This window comes from Agrobacterium sp. lyk4-40-TYG-31 (genome assembly GCF_030209855.1).
GTDB classification, from domain to species: domain Bacteria; phylum Pseudomonadota; class Alphaproteobacteria; order Rhizobiales; family Rhizobiaceae; genus Agrobacterium; species Agrobacterium vaccinii.
Genome location: NZ_JARVRE010000007.1, coordinates 112,124 through 130,978 on the forward strand (window position 1 = coordinate 112,124; position 18,855 = coordinate 130,978).

Genomic DNA, 18,855 nt, shown 5'->3' on the forward strand with positions numbered 1-18,855 from the left:
GCACAAATGACAGACTTGACCCTGAAACGTATCTGGACGCGAGGTTACGCGACAGATAAGAGGGGGGGCAAATGATGTCAACGGTTCTGCCCGTTACAGAATGGCCACATTCCGGTGTTTGGAAGTTTTTTCAGCCGGAAAACCACGTCTGGAGCCGGCATTGTCTCCGAAAGGTTTAATATGTTGCGCTATAATAGAATTGCGGCTGCTGTGATCGTGGCCACCCTTGGTCTTCAGTTTCCCGCTTTCGCGCAGGAAGATGCCGTTGTTGCCAAGGTCGGCGATCTGGAAATCCGCCAGTCCGAACTCGACCTGGCCATGAGCAACCTCGACCCGCAGCTGGCCCAGCTTCCCGATGAGCAGAAGAAAGTTGCCGCCCTGTCCGGCGCTATCGACGTCAAGCTGCTGGTGAAGGATGCGACTGCCGAAGGTCTTGAGAAGACCGAGGACTTCAAGAAGCGCCTCGCTTTCATCACCGACCGCGAACTGCACAATGCCTATTTCCGCAAGCATGTGGTGGACGCCGTCACCGACGCAGAAGTCAAGGCGCGTTACGAAAAGGAAGTCGCCGCCCTGCCACAGGAAGAGGAAGTCAAGGCTTCGCACATTCTGGTTGCGACCGAAGAAGAAGCCAAGGACGTGATCAAGCAGCTGGATGCTGGCAAGGATTTCGCAGCGCTGGCCAAGGAAAAGTCCACCGATTCCAACAAGGATGACGGCGGCGATCTGGGTTGGTTCGGCAAGGGCCGCATGGTTCCTGAATTTGAAGAAGCTGCTTTCAAGCTTGAGAAGGGCGCCTACACCAAGGAGCCTGTGAAGTCGCAGTTCGGCTTCCACGTCATCAAGCTCGACGACAAGCGCGTTGCACCGCCACCGGCATTCGATCAGGTCGAAGCTCAGGTTCGCCAGCTCGTCATGCGCGACAAGTATGTTGCGCTGATCGAAAAGGCCAAGGCCGAGCAGAAGATCGACATTCCCGACGAGGCGATGCGCAAGGCTTACGAAGAAGCCAGCAAGCAGCAGGCAGCCGAGCCACCTGCACCTGCACAGCAGTAATTCTCCGCAATTTACGGGGCGGCGCCAAGCCGCCCCGTTTTCGTTTTATCCACTCCGAAAAAAGCAGGTTCCCCGCCAATGTCCACTGCCGTTTCTCCGCTCGCCCCGAAATCATATCCAGACATGCCCGCGCTTCGCGGGGTGCGAATGGCAACGGCTGCCGCTGGCATCAAGTACAAGAACCGCACCGACGTTCTTTTGATGGTGTTCGACAAGCCTGCAAGCGTTGCAGGCGTTTTCACCAAATCCAAATGCCCATCCGCCCCGGTCGATTTCTGCCGGGCCAACCTTGCAGGCGGCGTTGCGCGCGCAGTCGTCGTCAATTCCGGCAACGCCAACGCATTTACGGGGACAAAGGGCAAGGCAGCGACGGAGCTGACCGGCAAGTCTGCCGCCGAAGCTGTGGGCTGTGCGACAAGCGAAGTCTTCCTCGCCTCCACCGGCGTTATCGGCGAGCCGCTGGACGCGACAAAGTTCGCAGGCGTTCTGGGCCAGATGAACAGCGACGCCACTGATAATTTCTGGCAGGAAGCGGCCAAGGCGATCATGACCACGGATACCTATCCGAAGGTCGCGACACGCAGCGCTGAAATCGATGGCGTCACCGTCACGATCAACGGTATTGCCAAGGGCGCGGGCATGATTGCACCGGATATGGCGACGATGTTGTCTTTCGTGGTCACGGATGCCGATATTGCGCCACAGGCTTTGCAGGCACTGCTGTCTGCCGGTGTCGGCCCGACCTTCAATTCTGTAACAGTCGATAGCGATACATCCACTTCCGACACGCTGATGCTGTTTGCGACCGGTGCTGCCAGTGCAGACGGACAGGCACGCGTGGAAAACGCCGACGATGCGAGATTGGGTTCCTTCCGAGACGCGCTGAACGCGCTGTTGAAGGATCTGGCGTTACAGGTTGTCCGCGATGGCGAAGGCGCCCGTAAAATGGTGGAAATCACCGTGACTGGCGCTGAAAACGATGCTGCTGCCAAGAAGATTGCCCTTTCCATTGCCAACTCACCTTTGGTCAAGACGGCGGTTGCAGGCGAAGACGCCAATTGGGGCCGTGTCGTCATGGCCGTGGGCAAGGCTGGTGAAATGGCCGACCGTGACCGTCTGGCCATCTGGTTCGGCGGCGTGCGCGTGGCGGTCAATGGCGAGCGTGACCCGGATTATTCGGAAGCCGATGCCAGTGCCGCGATGAAGCAGCAGGATATTCCCGTGAAGGTCGATATCGGTCTGGGCGAGGGAACGGCCACGGTCTGGACCTGCGATCTGACCAAGGAGTATGTCGAGATCAACGGCGACTACCGGAGCTGATCGGTGAGTTCTTTCGATAATAAGCGCAATCTCACCGTCAATCTTCCCCTCGTGCGGCGTTTGGAAGCGGTCAGCTTCCGGGCATGGCCTGCGTCTTCGGTCGTCTATGATGGCAGCTGGCAGGTACGGTTGACGGGTTCTCACCCGTCCAAGCGGATCAACTGCGTGGTGCCTCTCGACCCTTCGGATTACGGCCAGTGCGGTCTGCGTCTGGAAAAGGCGCGCAAACGCTTCGAGGATTTCGGGCGCCCGCTGATCGTTCGGGAAACGACCCTGATGCCGCCGCAACTTGTGGAACATCTGACCGGCGATGGCTGGAACGTGTTCGAAGAGGTCGAGGTGATGACAGCGGATATCACCGACGCGGAATTGCCGGAAACCGTTGCTCATATTCCAAGCCACGATATTGGTCGCTTCGTTGAGGCCAGCCTGAAGATATCTGGCGAAGACCCGGCTCTGCGCTCGGCGATTGCCGAGATCGTCAGCTCCATCAAGCCGACACTCGGCCTCTTTACAAAGGAAGAAGTGGAAGGCGAGCCGCAGGCGACCGTGATCTGCGTACAGGACAATGATCTGGCGGGCATCCTGTCGCTGGATGTCGCGCAGGAACTGCGCCGACAGGGTACGGCCACGCAGATCCTGACCTCGGCGCTTCGTTGGGCCCGTATCAGCGGTGCAAAGACCGCGTGGTTGCAGGTGGTCTCGACTAATCGCCCGGCCATTGCACTCTACGAGAAATTCGGCTTCACGACGGCCTATACCTATCGTTACTGGCGCAAGGACGCAGCCTGATGGTGGAAACCGGCAGAAAAATTCTTCTGGTGGCCGCCTGCGCGCTTGTCGATACGGATGGCCGCATTCTTCTGGCGCAAAGACCGGAGGGAAAGTCCCTGGCGGGGCTATGGGAATTTCCCGGCGGCAAGGTTGAAAGCGGCGAGACGCCGGAGGAAACCCTGATCCGCGAGCTCGAGGAAGAGCTTGGCATCAAGACCAAGGTCGCCTGCCTTGCGCCGCTAACCTTTGCCAGCCACACCTATGAGACATTTCATCTCCTGATGCCGCTTTACGTCTGCCGACGCTATGAAGGCATCCCGCATGGTGCCGAGGGGCAGGCCATCAAGTGGGTAAAGCCGCAGGCACTACGTGAATACCCCATGCCGCCCGCCGACGAACCTCTCATTCCCTATCTTCAGGACCTTTTGTAAACATTCCCGTGAATTAGCGGGTTCATAATGCGTCGAATGCCTCAAAACGGGTCAATATTAACCTTTCGTTCAGCACCCTCTGCCAAATTCATAGGCTGAACAATTGGTAAATGGCGCGTAGCGAGGCCGAGATTATGAACGAGGATTTCTGGAAGACAGTCGAGGATCGTCAGTCCTATTCGGAGAAATCGCGCAGAATCGGTGTCCTGAATGTAGCCTTGCTGTTTGGCATGGTGGCGATTGCCCTGTCGCTGATCGTCACGCCGATGCTGGCAGGCAAAACACCCCCAGCCCGGTTCGCCCAGACCCCTGATAGCTTCGACATGATCAGCACCGGCTCGATCAAACGCGTCGAACCGTCCAACAAGTCTTACAGCATTCGCCGCAGCGTGACCCAGCCGATGCCCGGCTCTGTCTGCATCGTCGATGGATATTCCAACGGTCGGGATTGCTGAGTTTGTCGTCCCGCGCTTGATGCGGGAATGAGGGAAGGCATATGTAGAAACGCCGCAGACGATGTCTGCGGCGTTTCTGTTTCAATCAATGCTGGACCGGTGCTGGCTCTTCGGGTGGTGTCTCCACTTCCGGTCGTTTCGTTCGCATCAAGGTGAGGACGAAGACGAAAAAGGCGGGGACGAAGAAGACGGCCAGGATAGTAGCCGAGATCATGCCGCCCAGCACGCCGGTGCCGATGGCGTTCTGGCTGGCGGCGCTGGGGCCGGTAGCAATGGCCAAAGGAACGACGCCGAGCGTGAAGGCCAGCGACGTCATGATGATCGGGCGGAAGCGAACCTTTGCGGCCAGCACGGCGGATTCCAGCAGCGATTTTCCTTCCGCGTAATAGTCCTTGGCAAACTCCACGATCAGAATGGCATTCTTGGCCGATAGTCCAATGATCGCGATCAACCCCACCTTGAAGTAGATGTCGTTGGGCATATCCCGCAGCAGAACCGCAAGCACCGAGCCGAAGATGCCGAGTGGCACGACCAGCATGACTGCCAGCGGAATGGACCAGCTTTCGTAGAGACCGGCCAGCAGCAGGAATACGAAGAGAATGCTCATCCCGAACAGGAACGGTGCCTGCGAGCCGGACTTGATTTCCTCCAGTGCCTGCCCGGTCCATTCGTAACCGATGCCGCCGGGAAGTTCGGACGCCAGACGTTCCATTTCGGTGATGGCAGCGCCCGTAGAGTTGCCGGGCGATGGCGCGCCGGAGATACGGATGGTCGGATAACCGTTGTAACCAACGACCTGCGGCGAGCCCTTCTGCCACTGTGCGATGGCAAAGGAGCTCAAGGGCACCATGCCGCCACTGGCATTGCGGACGTTGAGTTTCAGCAGGTCTTCGACCTGAAGACGGTCACGATCCTGCGCCTGCACAACGACGCGCTGCATGCGGCCTGCATTCGGGAAGTCATTGATATAGGACGATCCGAGATTGGCGGTGATCGTGTTGTTGATGTCAGCGAAGGTGATGCCAAAGGTGTTGGCTTTCTCACGGTCGATCACCAGCATGATCTGGGCCGCATCGGGCAGGCCTTCGATGCGCATGCCAGCCAGAACAGGGCTTTTGCTCGCCTTCTGCATCAACTCTCCGGCGGCAGCCGAAAGAGCGGCCTGGCCGATGCCATTGCGGTCCTGAAGACGAAACGAGAAGCCGCCGGATGTGCCGAAGCCTTCGATCGGCGGTGGAGACAGCGCGAAAGTCTGCGCGTCCTTCAGCCCGAACAGCTTCATGTTGGCACGGTTGGCGATATCCTGCGCCGAGTTGTCGGCTCCACGTTCGCTCCAGTCCTTCAGGGTGATGAAGGCCAGCGCAGCGTTCGCTCCGTTGCCGGAGAAGCTGAAGCCCTGAATGGCAACGACATCCTTGACCGAAGGTTCTTCCGCGAAGATTTTCTCGATCTGCTCGATGGAGGCCACTGTACGGTTTGCACTGGCTTCCGGCGGACCCTGGATGTCGACGATCAGGAAGCCCTGATCCTCATCCGGCACGAAGGCGCTGGGAAGGCTGACGAAGAGGTAACCGAGACCGGCGACGAGCGCGAGATAGATGACCATCATGCGTCCGGCACGACGTGCACCCCCGGTCGCGGCCTTGGTGTAGCCGTTGGTCATGCCATCGAATTTGCGGTTGAACCAGCCACCGAGCCCGCGCTTTTCATGATGGCCCTGCTTGATGGGCTTCAGGAAGGTGGCGCACAGGGCAGGCGTGAGCGACAGAGCCAGGAACGCCGAGAACAGAATGGACACGACCATCGTCAGACTGAACTGACGGTAGATGATGCCGGTCGATCCCGGGAAGAACGCCATCGGAATGAAGACGCAGGCCAGAACAAGCGTGATGCCGAGAATGGCACCGGTGATCTGTTTCATCGCCTTTTGCGTTGCCGCTTTCGGCGACAGGCCTTCCTCGGCCATGATACGCTCGACGTTTTCCACCACGACGATGGCGTCATCCACCAGAATGCCGATGGCGAGCACCATGGCGAACATGGTCAGCACGTTGATGGAAAACCCGGTGGCATACATGACCGCGCAGGTTCCGAGCAGCGCCACGGGCACGACGAGCGTGGGAATGACCGTATAGCGGAAGTTTTGCAGGAACACGAACATGACGACGAAGACCAGAACGATGGCTTCGATCAGCGTGTGCAGCACCTTTTCGATGGAGGCGGAGACGAAGGGGCTGGTGTCGTAAGGCACAGCATAGGCGACGCCAGTGGGGAAGAAGCGCGACAGTTCCTCGAGCTTTGCCGAGACGGCTTTCGACGTTGCCACGGCATTGCCGGTGGAGGACAGCTGAATGCCGACGGCGGCACTGGCCTGACCGTTCAGGCGGCTGGAGAAGTTGTAGGTTTCGGCACCGAGTTCGATGCGAGCAACGTCTTTCAGGCGCACACTGCTGCCATCAGGGTTGGCGCGCAGCACGATATTGCCGAATTCCGCAGGGTCGGTCAGTTGTCCCTTGACCAGCACGGTGGCCGTCAAATCCTGACTGACGGGGTTGGGGGCGGCACCGATCTGGCCAGCCGCGACCTGCGCGTTCTGGGCGGTAATGGCGCTGTTGATATCGCCTGCCGTTAGGTTGAGGCCCACCAGCTTGTCAGCATCGATCCAGACGCGCATGGCGCGCTGGGACGAGAAGAGCTGGGCGCGACCGACACCATCGATACGCCGCAGCTCACCCAATACGTTGCGGTTGAGGTAATCGCCCAGCGCCACCTCATCCATGGTGCCGTCGGTGGAGGTCAGGGTGATGAACATCAGGAAGCCCGAGGCTGCCTCTTCCACCGTCACGCCCTGGGCAGCAACAGCAGAGGGAAGGCGGGCTTCGACGCGGCGGATGGCGTTCTGCACATCCACTGACGCCTGATTGATGTTGGTGCCTGCCTCAAACGTGGCGTTGATCGAGACCTGACCCGACGTATCGGAGGTAGACTCGAAATACATCAGCCCTTCGACGCCGTTCAACTCATCTTCGATCAGCCGGGTGACGCCTTGATAGATGTCCTGCGGCGAGGCGCCGGGATAGGTGGTCGAAATCGTTAGCTGCGGCGGCGCGACTTTGGGATACTGCGCAATCGGCAGAAACGGCAGGGCGATGACGCCCGCGATGGAGATGAACAGCGCGAAAACCCAGGCGAGGATCGGCCGTCTGATAAAGAGCTGTGCCATGAAGGGACCTTACTGCTTGGGTGCTTGCGCCGATGTGTCGGCTGTTTTTTCCGGCTGCCATGGCTCCGGCTTGATCTTGCCGCCGGGCTGAACCTTCTGGGCGCCATCAACGACGATTTTCTCGCCAGCCTTCAGCCCGCTCTCCACCACCCATTCCGAACCCATCGCCTGACCGAGTTCGATCGGGCGGGCTTCCGCGGTGTCATCCTTGGCGACATAGACCAGTGGCTTGCCGTCCGCAGTTCGCACGATGGAGCGCTGTGGCACGGTGATGGCGTTTTCACGCACGGCCTGCTCGATCCTGACGCGCACATACATGCCGGGCAGAAGATCGCGGCGGGCATTGGGGAACTCTGCACGCAGGGTGACTTGTCCCGTGGTCGCATCGACGCTGGCACTGGCAAACAGCAGACGCCCAGCATCCGGGTAGACTGAGCCATCGTCGAAGACCAGCTGAACATTGGCCTGATCGGGCGCGGAGCTTGCCAGCTTGCCATCGGCAACGGCACGTCGCAGCGCCATCATGTCCTGCGCAGACTGTGTAAAGTCGGCGTAGCTGGGGTCGATCTGCTGGATCAAGGCAAGGTTCTGCGTGCCATCGGCTGTGACCAATGCACCCTCTGTGACCAGAGCGCCGCCGATGATGCCGGTGATGGGTGCCCGGACTTCGGTATATTCGAGGTTGATGCGGGCTTCATCCAGTGCAGCCTGCTGAAGCGCCACGTCGGCATCGGCCTGGGCCAGATTGACGGCTGCCGTATCGTAATCGATGCCGGTCGATACGTTGCGCTCGCGCAGGTTCTTCTGACGTTCCAGCTGCTGGCGGGCGTTGCTTTGGGTGGCGACGGCGCGCTGCAGCGATGCCTGTGCGCTTTCCACCCGTACCTTGAAAAGGCGCGGATCGATGCGGTAGAGGACGTCGTCCTTCTTGACCAGGGTTCCCTGCTCGAACACGCGCTCCAGCAGAATGCCCGAAACGCGGGCGCGCACTTCGGCCACGCGGGTGGCAGCGATACGACCGGGCAATTCGGCAACGACCGGGACCGATCTGGATTTCAGCTCCAGCACACCGACCGCAGGTGGCGGCATCTGCGCGCCTTCCTGCGCGTGAACAATCGTCGTTGACGCCAGCACGAAAGCGGCAGTCATCAGGGTTAGCAGTCGCGGCAGCGTGGTTCTGCTGTGCATCTCAGGTCCTCGTCATATCACCCGCAGGCGATCGTCATGTTTCGTCGGGAAAGGTGGTGTAGATAGCGCGAATACCATCGAGAATGGCCAGTCTGTCCTCTGGCTCCCATTGGTGAAAATTGAAATATTCCGTGCAGCAGAAGCCGGTCAGCGCCAGATAGGCGAGCAATGCTGCAGTGGGCCTCTTGCCTTTGTTCATTGCGACCAGATCCTTGCGGGTCCAGTCTGTCATTCTGTTGTGAATCTTGTCTTCGCTGGACATGGAGGCACTGATGGCAAGGCAGACGGCCTTATCGGTATCATCAGGTGCCTTTTCAGCCACGGAGATGCGAGCGAACAATTCCGGGTGTTCCAGGTGACTATTGCCGTTGACGGCAGCCTGCACACGCTCTTCCTCGGCGGCAAGGCGTCGTTCGATCAGCGCTTCCAGCAGGGCGGATTTGGATTTGTGATCGTAAACCACGCGCGATTTGCTGACACCCGCTTCCTGCGCCACGGCATCGATGGAAAATCCGGTCGCGCCAGCGCGCACGACGACCCTTTCGGCGGCGTCGAGAATATCGTCTGCGCTGATTTTACGTGTTCGTGCCATATGCCTAAATCCTAAAGTGATTTTTAAATACGAACGTTCGTGTTTTTAAGCAAGTATAGAAAGATCACGATAATTTGTATATTTGGATCAATATGTTGCTGACCGCCCGCATTCGTTCTGACTTCAATCCGCAAAATTCTGAATTTATGAAAGCGCGCTCAGTATCTTAACCGATTCAATAGATTCATCTTTCGGTTGCCCTAAAAATCTGGGGCGATTGGCGTTGATTGCCTCAACTCGTTGAACACCACCGTCGAACGTGACTTAAACAGGGCCCAAATTCCGCAAATTTTCGACTTTGCGACACGTCCGCAAATTTTTGAATTTGCAAAGACTTGTTGCGAAGGACATAGCCCGTCAACATCTACGATCGAGAAAAGGCCCGACCTAGACCTCGATCTTGGTCCGACAAGCGTTTGTGTCCGCGCGCGCTGAGCTACTTCTTCCAACGCCTCTTGGCTATCATTTATTCCGTCGCTTCGCGGCAGCCGTAGTCTTGTGCGCAGACGCGAGAGAGCCGGTCTTAGATCACCGAAAGCACGACAAACTTGCCAATAGAAGCTTGAATGGCGGCGCTTCCCTCAAGCGGCAAAACGGAATTACATCAATTTCCAAGGCTGCTTTATTTGCAGATTCCGCGTCGCATAGCCGCTTAGGCGAGCGCCGACTTGGGGACAATGACCAAGTGAGCATCCGCCTCGCGATGAGCGAGGATCGCCGCCCGTCTCGCCAAGCTTTGAACGCCGCTGAGCCGCTCGAAAAAGATCCGGCTGCTAATGGACGCTTGCCTAGGGGATTCGACGCTTGTGTCAACCAATCGACCGTTAAGCTCATCATCGCGCCGATCTACTTTGCCCGAGGACCAAACAGGCCGACGCCGCCGCTGCCGGGAAGCGAAACCTTCCGGTGTGAGCCTCTCCATTTCCGCGATGAACGCCTCAAGGCTGGCGCGTGCGTGCTCCCCCTTGCTGCGTTGGCGCAGCGCCTCGATCAGATCGGCGGGCATGCGCACTCGGCTTTCTATTCTCTCTCCTGTCTCGGAATACACACGGTGGAACGGTGCGCCGGCGTTAAACGAAACATGGTGCCGCTGATTGACATTGGGCAGGACGATTTCGCTTGGAAAGAACATCCGGGACGCTTCGAGGATACGGTTACCCTCATAATACTGGTTTAGCAGGGCCTTGCTGCGAACTTGGCTAGTTATGTAAACGGCGGCGTTGCCTTCGTCTTCCCGTCCCTGCAGGAGGTAATGCTGGCGAAACTCGTTATGCCCGTGGAGATGCATCCGAAAAATCGGCATCTCCCAATCCGCCGGATGCAATTTGTACTCCATGGCCGAGCGCCGGGTCATAATTTCCGACCGCTTGAACTGGATGAAGAGGGGCACCCCGTGAGCTAGTAGATCAACGTCATACCCGCCGTCAGCCTCCTCGTTCTGGGTAGGGAAATTTGGTAGAACCCGCCGCCCACCAAACCGGTCCTCAATATGGCGCGTGACGCCGTACCCAGAGCTAAATTCTGAGAAGTCTGGTTGTGTCATTGCGCCCTCCGTGAACTAGGCTGGTGTTATGCTCTGGGGCATAATTGGAAGCAAGTCGCAGCCGGATTAGACGTTCCCAGTTCCGTCGCACTCGATGCGGGTCGAATATCGGTCGGTGGCGTAGGATCGCATCGTTGTCTTCCGTTTGTAGGTCGCACGCTACACGAGCGTTCGATAGCACTGAGAATTACAACGACCGGGACATGGGCGACCGCATTTCCAATCTGGTCGGCCACTGGCCCCATCCCGCCGACAAATCCCCAGTCGTCAGGAAAGCCCTGCAATCTGGCCCTCATGCGGTTTGTCAGGCCAGGAACGAAACCATCTCTCGATGCTTCCTGGGTCGTTGGTGGTAAGCGGTGTTTTCCTCGCACATTGACCAAGCGCGATAGGCCATTCCGAAGATTCCCGCTGCGACATTGATGGCAAGAATGCGCCAAAAGCGGAAGTGAACATTAAAGCCTGAGACACCCTTGAGGTTGTCAGTACCCGAGGGTATCCGAGGGCTCTGTTTAATCTAGGAAGGAAAAGCCGATGTTCCGATTTATTTCGCTAACGGCTGTATGCTTGAGTGTCAGCGGTTGCGGATTAACAAAAGTGTCCGATTCCATGCACCAGCGCGACGTTGGCAGAATGAATGCCGTTGGCCTTACCGTGGAAGCAGCCCATGCAATGGCAACGCGGAATGGATTTAAGTGCGATGGAAGCACTGATCGAGTGACTGTGGTGACCGATGATGGCGTTCAACGAAAGACAGAAATGCTCCGGTGCCACAAAACTTCGATTGATCTTGTCTGCCCACAACGAAGATATGTAAACTTTAACGCAGACCCACAAACTCGTAAGGTTTACAGCATGGGAAGGCGAATAGTGGAACATTCATGTTTTTGACGGCGGGGTTTCTTGGAGACATCTGAAACGCTGCGCTCATATTCCTGACAATGAGGGCATTAATGACGGCTTAGTGCCGATACCGTTGAAAAAGGCGCATACTGATCTTGCTCCGACGCTTTCGTCGGCGGGACATGCCGAGACGTATTTCCCTTCACGCCGGTTTTGGCGTTGTTGACGGGATCAGTTTTGCGAGTTTCCGGAGGTTTTGGGTTGCGGCAGCGAGGTGGAACTCATCACGCGCTCCGTTCGGTCCACGTAATCGCAGGCGATCCAGTCTGAGGATGCGTTTGAGGTGAGCAAAAAGCATCTCTACCTTTTTCCTCTGATGCCTCGACGTAACATAGGCTTCGGTCTTGGCGATATCGCGCGCCATGTCGCGAGCGCCCTCATGGATGGAGCGTGGTATCTTGCGCGCCGGGGCGTTCGGGCAGCATCGAGGTTTTAGGGCGCAGGCATCGCAGTCGAGTTTGCTGGCGCGATAACGTACCATGCCATCTTCATCCACCGGTGCAGGCACGGCACGCGTATTTGGGGCGACGGGTGACAATGACGCGGAACTGCGCCGGGATCACGTCCAGTCGCTCGGAGACATCTCACCAATGCAATGCAGACAACCGCCGCAGGCACATATCAGGCTTTCCAGCTCGATCACCTCTTCGATACGCGGAAGATGCTTTGGAAGGGAGCCGCGATTGATCGCACGGGGCTTGGCAATCCGGTTTCCAGCAGGGGTGTCCGCCTCATCCTCGGCATGGATGGCGGCCATGGCCGTTTCCAGGTCTTCCAGCGCCAGGTCGAATTGGTCAGGATCGGTCTTCTCGGATTTGCGCCCGAAGGCTGCCTGCTTGAACGCCGCGACCAGCTTCTCAAGCCGTTCGATCCGCTCGTCCTTGCGGGCGATATGTTCGTCCTTACTGGCTATCGCGACATCCTTGGCCGCCTCGCGTGCCTGGGCTGCGATCAGCATCGCCTTCAGCGCAGCAACATCATCGGGAAGATCGGCGGTGTCCAGCATGAATGGAACTTACCAAATTCTGTGCCGATTTTCCTTCGGAATCTGTTGTCCTGAGTCATCTTGCCGCAGCTATTCGATGGTCTTCGGCGTCCTCGTCCTGATGGCATGAACCCGCCGCCAATCCAGGCCCGCAAACAGGACCTCGAACTGGGCATGGGTCAACGTCATCAGCCCATCCTTGATACCGGGCCATGTGAACGTGTGCTCTTCCAGCCGTTTGTAGGCCATGACGATCCCGGAGCCGTCCCAGTAGATCAGCTTCAACCGGTCCGCCTTGCGAGACCGGAACACGAAGACCGTTCCGGTGAACGGGTCCTTGTGCAGTTCGTTCTTCACCAGCGCCGCCAAACCGTCATGACCCTTGCGGAAATCCACGGGTTTGGTTGCCACCATGATCCGCAGGCGGTTCGACGGAAAGATCATGTCGCCGCCACTAGGGAACGAGCGATAGCAGCAATCCGGGCCACAGATGCTCCTTCCTTAAGACGGATGGTGACAGGGCCAACGACAATCTCGGCGCGACCAACCGTTTTAGGCGGTGGTTCTGAAACAGGTGGATTGACGATCACCGCCGCGAACTCTACCGCATCCTCCGGTGCTGGCAGGATCAGCTTGCCCTGACGCGCCATCGTCCGCCAGGTGGAAAGGCTGTTCGCCCGCAATCCATAGCGCTGCGCAACTTCATTGACTGTCGTGCCCGGCCGCAAGCTTTCCGAAACGATATTTGCTTTGACCTCGTCTGGCCATTTACGATGAATCTCACGCACAGGCTTCCTGGTTGTGAGAAACTCCAACGTAGACTCCATGGAGAAACTCCCGTTCTTCATCGATGGAAAGGCGATCACAGATCAGGAGGCAGCCAGCAAGGTGGGAGTGGAACGCCGCTTTCCGTTGGTGCGGCTTTTGCTGGCGGAGCATTGCTAAGCTGCTGCGTCTCTACTCGGCTCGCCTCTCCATAGCGTGGGCTGCCTAGCTAGCCTCGAACGGTATCCGCACGGTAGTCGCGATCTTTCATCGAATGCAGCCATACTTGCGCACCGACCCAGCCGTTCTCGCCCATCAAGTCGGCAAGGGCGCCGGCCACGTTTGTCGTGAGTTCCGGAAATTTCTTTGGCATCCGGAAGGCTCCTGCGAGATCCTTACGCATTCCTACCAACGTGATGCGGGAGCGGTTCCGCGCGACGCCGTAGTCCTTGGCGTTTATCCGGTGAACTTCCGTCGAGTATCCTGCCTTTGAAAATGCGCGCAGTAGAAATGCAACGTAGTCCGCGTCTCGCGAGTGCAGGACGCCTTCGACGTTCTCAAACAGGAATGCCTTCGGCGCAACCTCGCGTACATCACGCACTCCTTCCATCATCAGGTCGTTTTCATCATGCCGTCCGTTTTTCTGGCCTACTGTGCTGAAGGGCGTGCGGGGTAAACACCGAGGGACTGGAGGCTTTTAGGCCGTCGGCGTGTGCTCGATAACAGCTTTCAATGGTCCATTAACGGGTTGCGCCAATAGTGAGCTTACCCGGCGCGGCCATAAGGGCGCGGCATGACCTATAGAGACTAATTATGACAACCCTGACATCTCGAGTGTCCTCGTCCCAACGCGAAAAAAACTTTAAGCTCGATGAAGACGATGAAGTGTTCCCAATCACGTCAAAACGGGAATTGTTGATTCACAACGAGAGGACCAAGCATCGCGCTTCATGGTGCAATACGCTGGCATCGAACGTTCTTGTCGCAGGTGGCATCGCGCCGACCACTGCGGCGTTATTAAGTGTCCACATTACACCGTGGATCATAATTTTTGCGTGCGGTTTTTTCGCCGGTGCTGTTATCATTAAGGGATACGGTATCGAGATACTGAAGGAGCTGAGATCAGATGATGACATTCGAATATCCGTCGACGTTTGATATTGCTTACGGCGTCGCAGGTTTCTCAATTTTTGTGATCGCCGCCGTTTTTCTCGCCATTAAGAAGCATCAGAACCGAAGCTGATATTCGCGGTTCGCGAAAAGAGTTCTGCAACGCGCTTGTATGGCTTTAGACGCTCTTTAGGCCTTTACCAACCGTGCAAACCAAGCGGCATACGGCGTGTTCTTGACGAGATAGCGGTTGAAATTAGGCGCCTTATCGTCCCACCAGACCGGACCGCGTTCTCCGAGCGCAACTTTAGCCACTTTAACTTTCTTTCGAGCTTCGATCATCGCTGGCGAGCCTACCGATGCGTCGCGAACTGCCTGGCGTGCGGCCATCAAATCCTTGACCAGTGCCGCACGGATGGCCTCATCGAGTTTAGGATTACTGCGACGCCACAGCCGTCCTTTCACGACGAAGTATCGACCACAGGGCGTGTTCGGATACTTCTTGTTCGTTCGAATCTAAGCATCCCTTTGCTGGTTGCCCAACCTGAGCGGAAGATCTCAAACATTGCTCCAAGCAGGTAATCCTCAAGCAATGCAAATCAACATGTCAACGCATTAACAGCTTCAATAACATGATCGATTTCAAATGGAATGAATCCTCTCTCGAGCTATTTCTGCAGCTTTTCGGCAAACTGCCGCGACGAATGTCGGCCAATCCCTCCCCAAGTCTTCGAAATCAATACATTTAATCTTCTTTTTCTCGAAGATAGCTTTATATGCATCAGTTCTGGAACACAGACGGATCCCAACATAGGGCAATCCAGCAATGTCTGTGCTGTAGTTATATTTTCTTGCCTCATCCAAATAATCTAAGAACCTGAGATCCTTACCACCTATGCCAATAAACAATGGGAAGGACTTAGAAAGAAGTACTGTCAGCATTGGAAACCAGGAGCTGTCCTTAACATGGCTGTGATCCGACTGCGCGATCACAATCCGTCGGTCCAAGTCCTTGCCCTTGTCCTCAAGCCTGAGCAGGCCGTGTGGGTGAAGCACGGTTACATCGGAGCTCCCGAGTAGAAATCGATCACTGCCGACGCTATGCACGACCAGGCTCAGATCATTGAGCATAAGCTCTAGAATATCATCGTAGTTTAACGTAGCGATGAAGTTCGACCCCCCTCTAACAGACCTATGACAAAGCATGGTGAGGGCTCTCATGCCTTCATCAGCACGAATTACGTCCAAGAAATCGCTGTCGAGGTGGGCAAACAGCTGAGAGTGCACCGCCTTATAAAATTCTTGGGTCTTGTCGTGAAAACCCGACGAGAGAAGGTGTTCCGCCTGAACATATGGATCGTCGTCGGGTAATACGTAATCGGGATCCACTTCTTTTCCGATATCTGATAATAAATTTTGCCAGTTAGGCAAATTAGCGAAATACGACACGCCGGAACCAAGAAAAGGGAGTATGTGACCACTATTCAATCGTTTCGCTAGAAACTCGATTACTAAAGAACGATGGTTCCAGGATTCAATATCTTGCATTTCTGTCTCACACTACGAGGCTGGATATACGTAAATTTTCTTCGCCAACATGAACGCTAGGCACTTCTCGAGACTTCTCAGACCCTCTCCTTCGCGAAAATAAAATCGGAGCGTGCCAGCTGACCCCACTCGTGCATCTTCACGCATAGAAGTGCGCTCTCGCATCCCGACCTGATTGGGCATAATGGCACCGATATTATCCTGGACGAACCGTGAGTTCCCAAGGTCGTCTCCGTATAGAATCATTACCCGCACGTCAGACCCATCGTAAATAAAGTCGCCGGATAACGAAGTCATTTTAAATCCGCTCTCCGGATCCTCAACAAGCTGGCTGGAAAGCTCACTGGTGAGCAATTGGATCGGTTGAAGGTTTGGTCGTAGATATCGATTGATGAATTGGTCGATGATCGCGCGCGTCAAGTTGCGAGACGCAGTTGCAACAACGACGGTGCCTGTAGTGGCCTGAATTCGAAGAAGAAGGAAATAGCGGTACAGGCCTAGATCGGACGGCTCGAAGTTCGGTTGGAGCGGCGTCTTGCTCGACACTTCAAACGCGAACCAACCCCTTCCGGTGGCTCCGAGATCCAGAGGTTTGAATTCAGGAATAGCGTGGAATTCGTCAAGCAAATCTGAATGATCTGCTAGAGCTCCGCTTCGCATTCGTGGCATACGCCATTGAAGCAAAAAACCATCCAGCGTGTGCGGAATGGTTCGCAGAAAGTCAGCCATTCTCGTTCTTCCTGTGCATATTGAATGCAAGCATCATTAGGACCCACGCCGACTTCACGGGGTCAGCCTTTTCGTCTGATGCATACCGGTTCAAAAATCTTATCGGATTGCTGAATTTTGCCGAACTAAACTCTCTCTCATCGAAACCATAACCCGTTTCGGTTGAGTGTCGTGATCTTGTCCTGTTCGAAGACGTGGTGACGAGCTCTTCCTTTGAAAATGACGCCGCCAGTATCTGGCTTTTCAATATCATATGGAAAACTCTAATTACGTTCTGCCTCGAATTGACCCTCTTTATTATTGTTTGAAACATGTCTTCGTTTGTAAGAAGTTCGACAACTTCAGATGCAAGATGCAGTTTCGTCAAGCGAGGTTGATTCTGGAACAGGCGCAGCATCTCCATCCTGGTTTCTTCAAGCCAGTTCTGCGAAGCTGTCCGATTTGACGCAAGCGCTATAAGTGTTCTGATGACGTATTCTTCGATTTTTGATGCTATGCCGGGAAGTACAGCCCAAGAACACCAGATGGTGGTTATATAGAGTACAGGGTCACGATTGAAGAAATACCAAAAGTCAAACACGTGCACCAAATGTTCTTCGAACTCCTCGCCATAGTCGTGGAAGATTGACGGTAGATGCCGGGGATCATCGAGGACTGGAGAATCGCTCAAGCTCAGGTGCTCGTGAGCCATCGCGTTTAGAGCAGTAAACATCTCTGCGAAGAATACCTCTGCGTAGCTCGCTGGTACTGCCTGAGACGCATCCTTGAGTTTCCGAAAGGTTGGAAAACTCTTCTCGACTTTGTCCAACATACTCGCGATCTGACTGGCAACGATCCGGTGACTGATCTCATGAGTTATAGTGACTAAGGAAAATTGATAGCTGTTTCCCGCTGAAATACTCAGAAGTGGAGCGCTGGTTGTAAATGCTGAATTTTTGAAGCCATCTCTACCACTGAAATACGTTATAGGAATGATAGGTAGCGGTGAATTTCCGTCGTCTTGCTCATTATCGAGAGCAAAATGGCGGCCTAACTCAGCGAAAGGCACTTGCCTGCTTGGCTTACCAAAACTTGGCGGACGATCTAGCAGCGCTTCGCTTCTTCCTTCGAAGTTAAATTCGTGCAGAGTATCCCCGATGAAAGCCACGATGTTGCGGAGGGCGCGATTTGCTGTCCCGATTCCTAAGAGCGAGTGTGGCCAAAAATGACATTCCGTTTTCGATATTGGGGTAGAGCCTGACAGCGCTTGGGATGTCAGCCTTGAGAGCCCAGCATTTATATTGTGAAGCTCCGAAAGGACCGCAGCCCTTTCCACTTCGTCCACATTCTCATTGCTTCGCAACGCGGCGGGAGAGGTAATTGCTTGAAAAGCGGTCTCGGCGATCGTTTCGAAATCTGCAAGAAGCGTTGGCGTCTGCACCGCGGATCGCTTGGAGCCCATGGCTAGCAGCGCTGAAAGCTCCACCAATAACGACTTGAAGTGAGGCTCAGTCACATCGATTTCTGAAATTATAGGCTGAATCTTCTGTAGCTCGACTGAGCGATTGGGAAGACAATATGTCATCGTATCAACGACGATAGAATGGTCAGGTAGTTTCTTCCCAAATTGCCAGAGCTCAAGAGCCGCAGCAGCCTTCTCGCAATAATCGCGAACCAGCTCCCCGCTCTCCTTACTCGGTAAGACAATTACAAGATTGTAAACCCCAAGAGAAATCCAAATATTTCCGAACGTAGATTCGAAATCGTCCGCCCCGAAATGAGATGCAAAAGCTGCTGGGTTGACGCTACTTACGAACGCCAACCCAAACTCATTTCCAGTGAACTCGGGCTTTGCAGCTTTATCCAGGTCCGCATAAAGCCAGACCGGTGAAACCCTAGTGTGCGCCGACCAGTTCGAAAAAGATCGACTTAGACTAGGGGCTATTCTGATAGAATGAGTATCGGTAGCCGGGTCTAAATCAAGAACGAGAAGGCTCTGTTGTGATAGCTTCATGATCTTCCACAAAAACATAAGTGCCGTCGGCGTTGAATGTTACACCGCCTGCCACCTTTGCTTTAGAGAAAATCTTTGAAGTAGTCGACCCAATACCCGCAGTTTCCCCAGTCGCGTAACGGACTTCTGTGTCGTACATGCCTTTCTTTTTACGGCCGTACTTGCTCCTCATCGCAGAGGTCGCCTTAATTGCTTTTAAACTGATAGGCATGAGCGTATCCTGCGCTTAGGCCAAAAAAC

At 55.6% G+C, this 18,855-nt stretch carries 18 protein-coding genes and 3 pseudogenes; 6 read left to right on the forward strand and 15 right to left on the reverse strand.

Annotated features, from left to right (window positions below; translation table 11 throughout):
- Positions 1 to 180: 180 nt before the first annotated feature.
- The 5 genes from QRN55_RS15650 to QRN55_RS15670 all read left to right on the forward strand — a co-directional run bounded on the left by QRN55_RS15650 (position 181) and on the right by QRN55_RS15670 (position 4,036).
- Entirely contained in the window at positions 181 to 1,056 is an 876-nt protein-coding gene (locus QRN55_RS15650) for a peptidylprolyl isomerase (RefSeq protein ID WP_233137567.1), read from the forward strand.
- Between the two features lie 78 nt (positions 1,057 to 1,134).
- Positions 1,135 to 2,376, forward strand: a complete 1,242-nt coding sequence (gene argJ, locus QRN55_RS15655) for a bifunctional glutamate N-acetyltransferase/amino-acid acetyltransferase ArgJ (RefSeq protein ID WP_284777410.1) — start codon at positions 1,135 to 1,137, stop codon at positions 2,374 to 2,376.
- Between the two features lie 3 nt (positions 2,377 to 2,379).
- Positions 2,380 to 3,168 (forward strand): GNAT family N-acetyltransferase, encoded by a 789-nt coding sequence (locus QRN55_RS15660; RefSeq protein ID WP_284777411.1) that lies wholly within the window; start codon positions 2,380 to 2,382, stop codon positions 3,166 to 3,168.
- On the forward strand, positions 3,168 to 3,581 hold the full coding sequence (gene mutT / locus QRN55_RS15665) for an 8-oxo-dGTP diphosphatase MutT (RefSeq protein WP_112499307.1): 414 nt from the start codon (positions 3,168 to 3,170) through the stop codon (positions 3,579 to 3,581). The genes QRN55_RS15660 and mutT overlap by 1 nt, the downstream gene beginning before the upstream one ends.
- A gap of 134 nt (positions 3,582 to 3,715) precedes the next feature.
- Entirely contained in the window at positions 3,716 to 4,036 is a 321-nt protein-coding gene (locus QRN55_RS15670) for a hypothetical protein (RefSeq protein ID WP_112499334.1), read from the forward strand.
- Between the two features lie 85 nt (positions 4,037 to 4,121).
- On the opposite strand, the gene QRN55_RS15675 is transcribed toward QRN55_RS15670, so the two are convergent.
- The 10 genes and pseudogenes from QRN55_RS15675 to QRN55_RS15720 all read right to left on the reverse strand — a co-directional run.
- The gene (locus QRN55_RS15675; RefSeq protein ID WP_284777412.1) at positions 4,122 to 7,259 is read right to left on the reverse strand and encodes a multidrug efflux RND transporter permease subunit; all 3,138 of its coding nucleotides are present in this window, start codon (positions 7,257 to 7,259) and stop codon (positions 4,122 to 4,124) included.
- A gap of 9 nt (positions 7,260 to 7,268) precedes the next feature.
- Positions 7,269 to 8,447 (reverse strand): efflux RND transporter periplasmic adaptor subunit, encoded by a 1,179-nt coding sequence (locus QRN55_RS15680; RefSeq protein ID WP_112499305.1) that lies wholly within the window; start codon positions 8,445 to 8,447, stop codon positions 7,269 to 7,271.
- 34 nt (positions 8,448 to 8,481) lie between these two features.
- On the reverse strand, positions 8,482 to 9,039 hold the full coding sequence (locus tag QRN55_RS15685) for a TetR/AcrR family transcriptional regulator (protein WP_284777413.1): 558 nt from the start codon (positions 9,037 to 9,039) through the stop codon (positions 8,482 to 8,484).
- Positions 9,040 to 9,691: 652 nt separating this feature from the next.
- Positions 9,692 to 10,582 carry a hypothetical protein gene (locus tag QRN55_RS15690; protein WP_284777414.1) on the reverse strand — a complete coding sequence of 297 codons (891 nt, stop codon included), beginning with the start codon at positions 10,580 to 10,582 and terminating at the stop codon, positions 9,692 to 9,694.
- Between the two features lie 26 nt (positions 10,583 to 10,608).
- Entirely contained in the window at positions 10,609 to 10,956 is a 348-nt protein-coding gene (locus QRN55_RS15695) for a DNA cytosine methyltransferase (RefSeq protein WP_284777433.1), read from the reverse strand.
- A 671-nt stretch (positions 10,957 to 11,627) separates the two neighbouring features.
- Positions 11,628 to 11,972 (reverse strand): annotated as a pseudogene (locus tag QRN55_RS15700) (transposase); the annotation flags it as partial.
- 4 nt (positions 11,973 to 11,976) lie between these two features.
- A pseudogene (locus tag QRN55_RS15705) lies at positions 11,977 to 12,491 on the reverse strand (IS66 family transposase); the annotation flags it as partial.
- A gap of 69 nt (positions 12,492 to 12,560) precedes the next feature.
- Positions 12,561 to 12,914 carry an IS66 family insertion sequence element accessory protein TnpB gene (gene tnpB, locus QRN55_RS15710; RefSeq protein WP_284777415.1) on the reverse strand — a complete coding sequence of 118 codons (354 nt, stop codon included), beginning with the start codon at positions 12,912 to 12,914 and terminating at the stop codon, positions 12,561 to 12,563.
- Positions 12,911 to 13,297, reverse strand: coding sequence for an IS66-like element accessory protein TnpA (gene tnpA, locus QRN55_RS15715; protein ID WP_284777416.1), 387 nt, complete (start codon positions 13,295 to 13,297; stop codon positions 12,911 to 12,913). Before tnpA ends, tnpB begins: the two co-directional genes overlap by 4 nt.
- 167 nt (positions 13,298 to 13,464) lie before the next feature.
- Positions 13,465 to 13,899, reverse strand: a pseudogene (locus tag QRN55_RS15720) (DNA cytosine methyltransferase); the annotation flags it as partial.
- 149 nt (positions 13,900 to 14,048) lie between these two features.
- On the opposite strand from QRN55_RS15720, the gene QRN55_RS15725 reads away from it, so the two are divergent.
- Entirely contained in the window at positions 14,049 to 14,393 is a 345-nt protein-coding gene (locus QRN55_RS15725; protein ID WP_284777417.1) for a hypothetical protein, read from the forward strand.
- Positions 14,394 to 14,534: 141 nt separating this feature from the next.
- Here the strand turns inward: QRN55_RS15725 and QRN55_RS15730 are convergent, their stop codons facing one another.
- From QRN55_RS15730 to QRN55_RS15750, 5 genes are all read right to left on the reverse strand, one after another.
- Positions 14,535 to 14,810: a hypothetical protein gene (locus QRN55_RS15730; RefSeq protein WP_350225191.1), complete on the reverse strand. Its 276-nt coding sequence runs from the start codon at positions 14,808 to 14,810 to the stop codon at positions 14,535 to 14,537.
- A gap of 177 nt (positions 14,811 to 14,987) precedes the next feature.
- The gene (locus QRN55_RS15735) at positions 14,988 to 15,893 is read right to left on the reverse strand and encodes an SIR2 family protein (protein ID WP_284777418.1); all 906 of its coding nucleotides are present in this window, start codon (positions 15,891 to 15,893) and stop codon (positions 14,988 to 14,990) included.
- 12 nt (positions 15,894 to 15,905) lie between these two features.
- A complete protein-coding gene (locus QRN55_RS15740) occupies positions 15,906 to 16,622 on the reverse strand; it encodes a hypothetical protein (protein WP_284777419.1) in 717 nt (238 codons plus the stop codon).
- Positions 16,615 to 18,615 carry a hypothetical protein gene (locus tag QRN55_RS15745; protein WP_284777420.1) on the reverse strand — a complete coding sequence of 667 codons (2,001 nt, stop codon included), beginning with the start codon at positions 18,613 to 18,615 and terminating at the stop codon, positions 16,615 to 16,617. Before QRN55_RS15745 ends, QRN55_RS15740 begins: the two co-directional genes overlap by 8 nt.
- Positions 18,581 to 18,826 (reverse strand): hypothetical protein, encoded by a 246-nt coding sequence (locus QRN55_RS15750; protein ID WP_284777421.1) that lies wholly within the window; start codon positions 18,824 to 18,826, stop codon positions 18,581 to 18,583. The genes QRN55_RS15745 and QRN55_RS15750 overlap by 35 nt, the downstream gene beginning before the upstream one ends.
- Positions 18,827 to 18,855 lie beyond the last annotated feature (29 nt).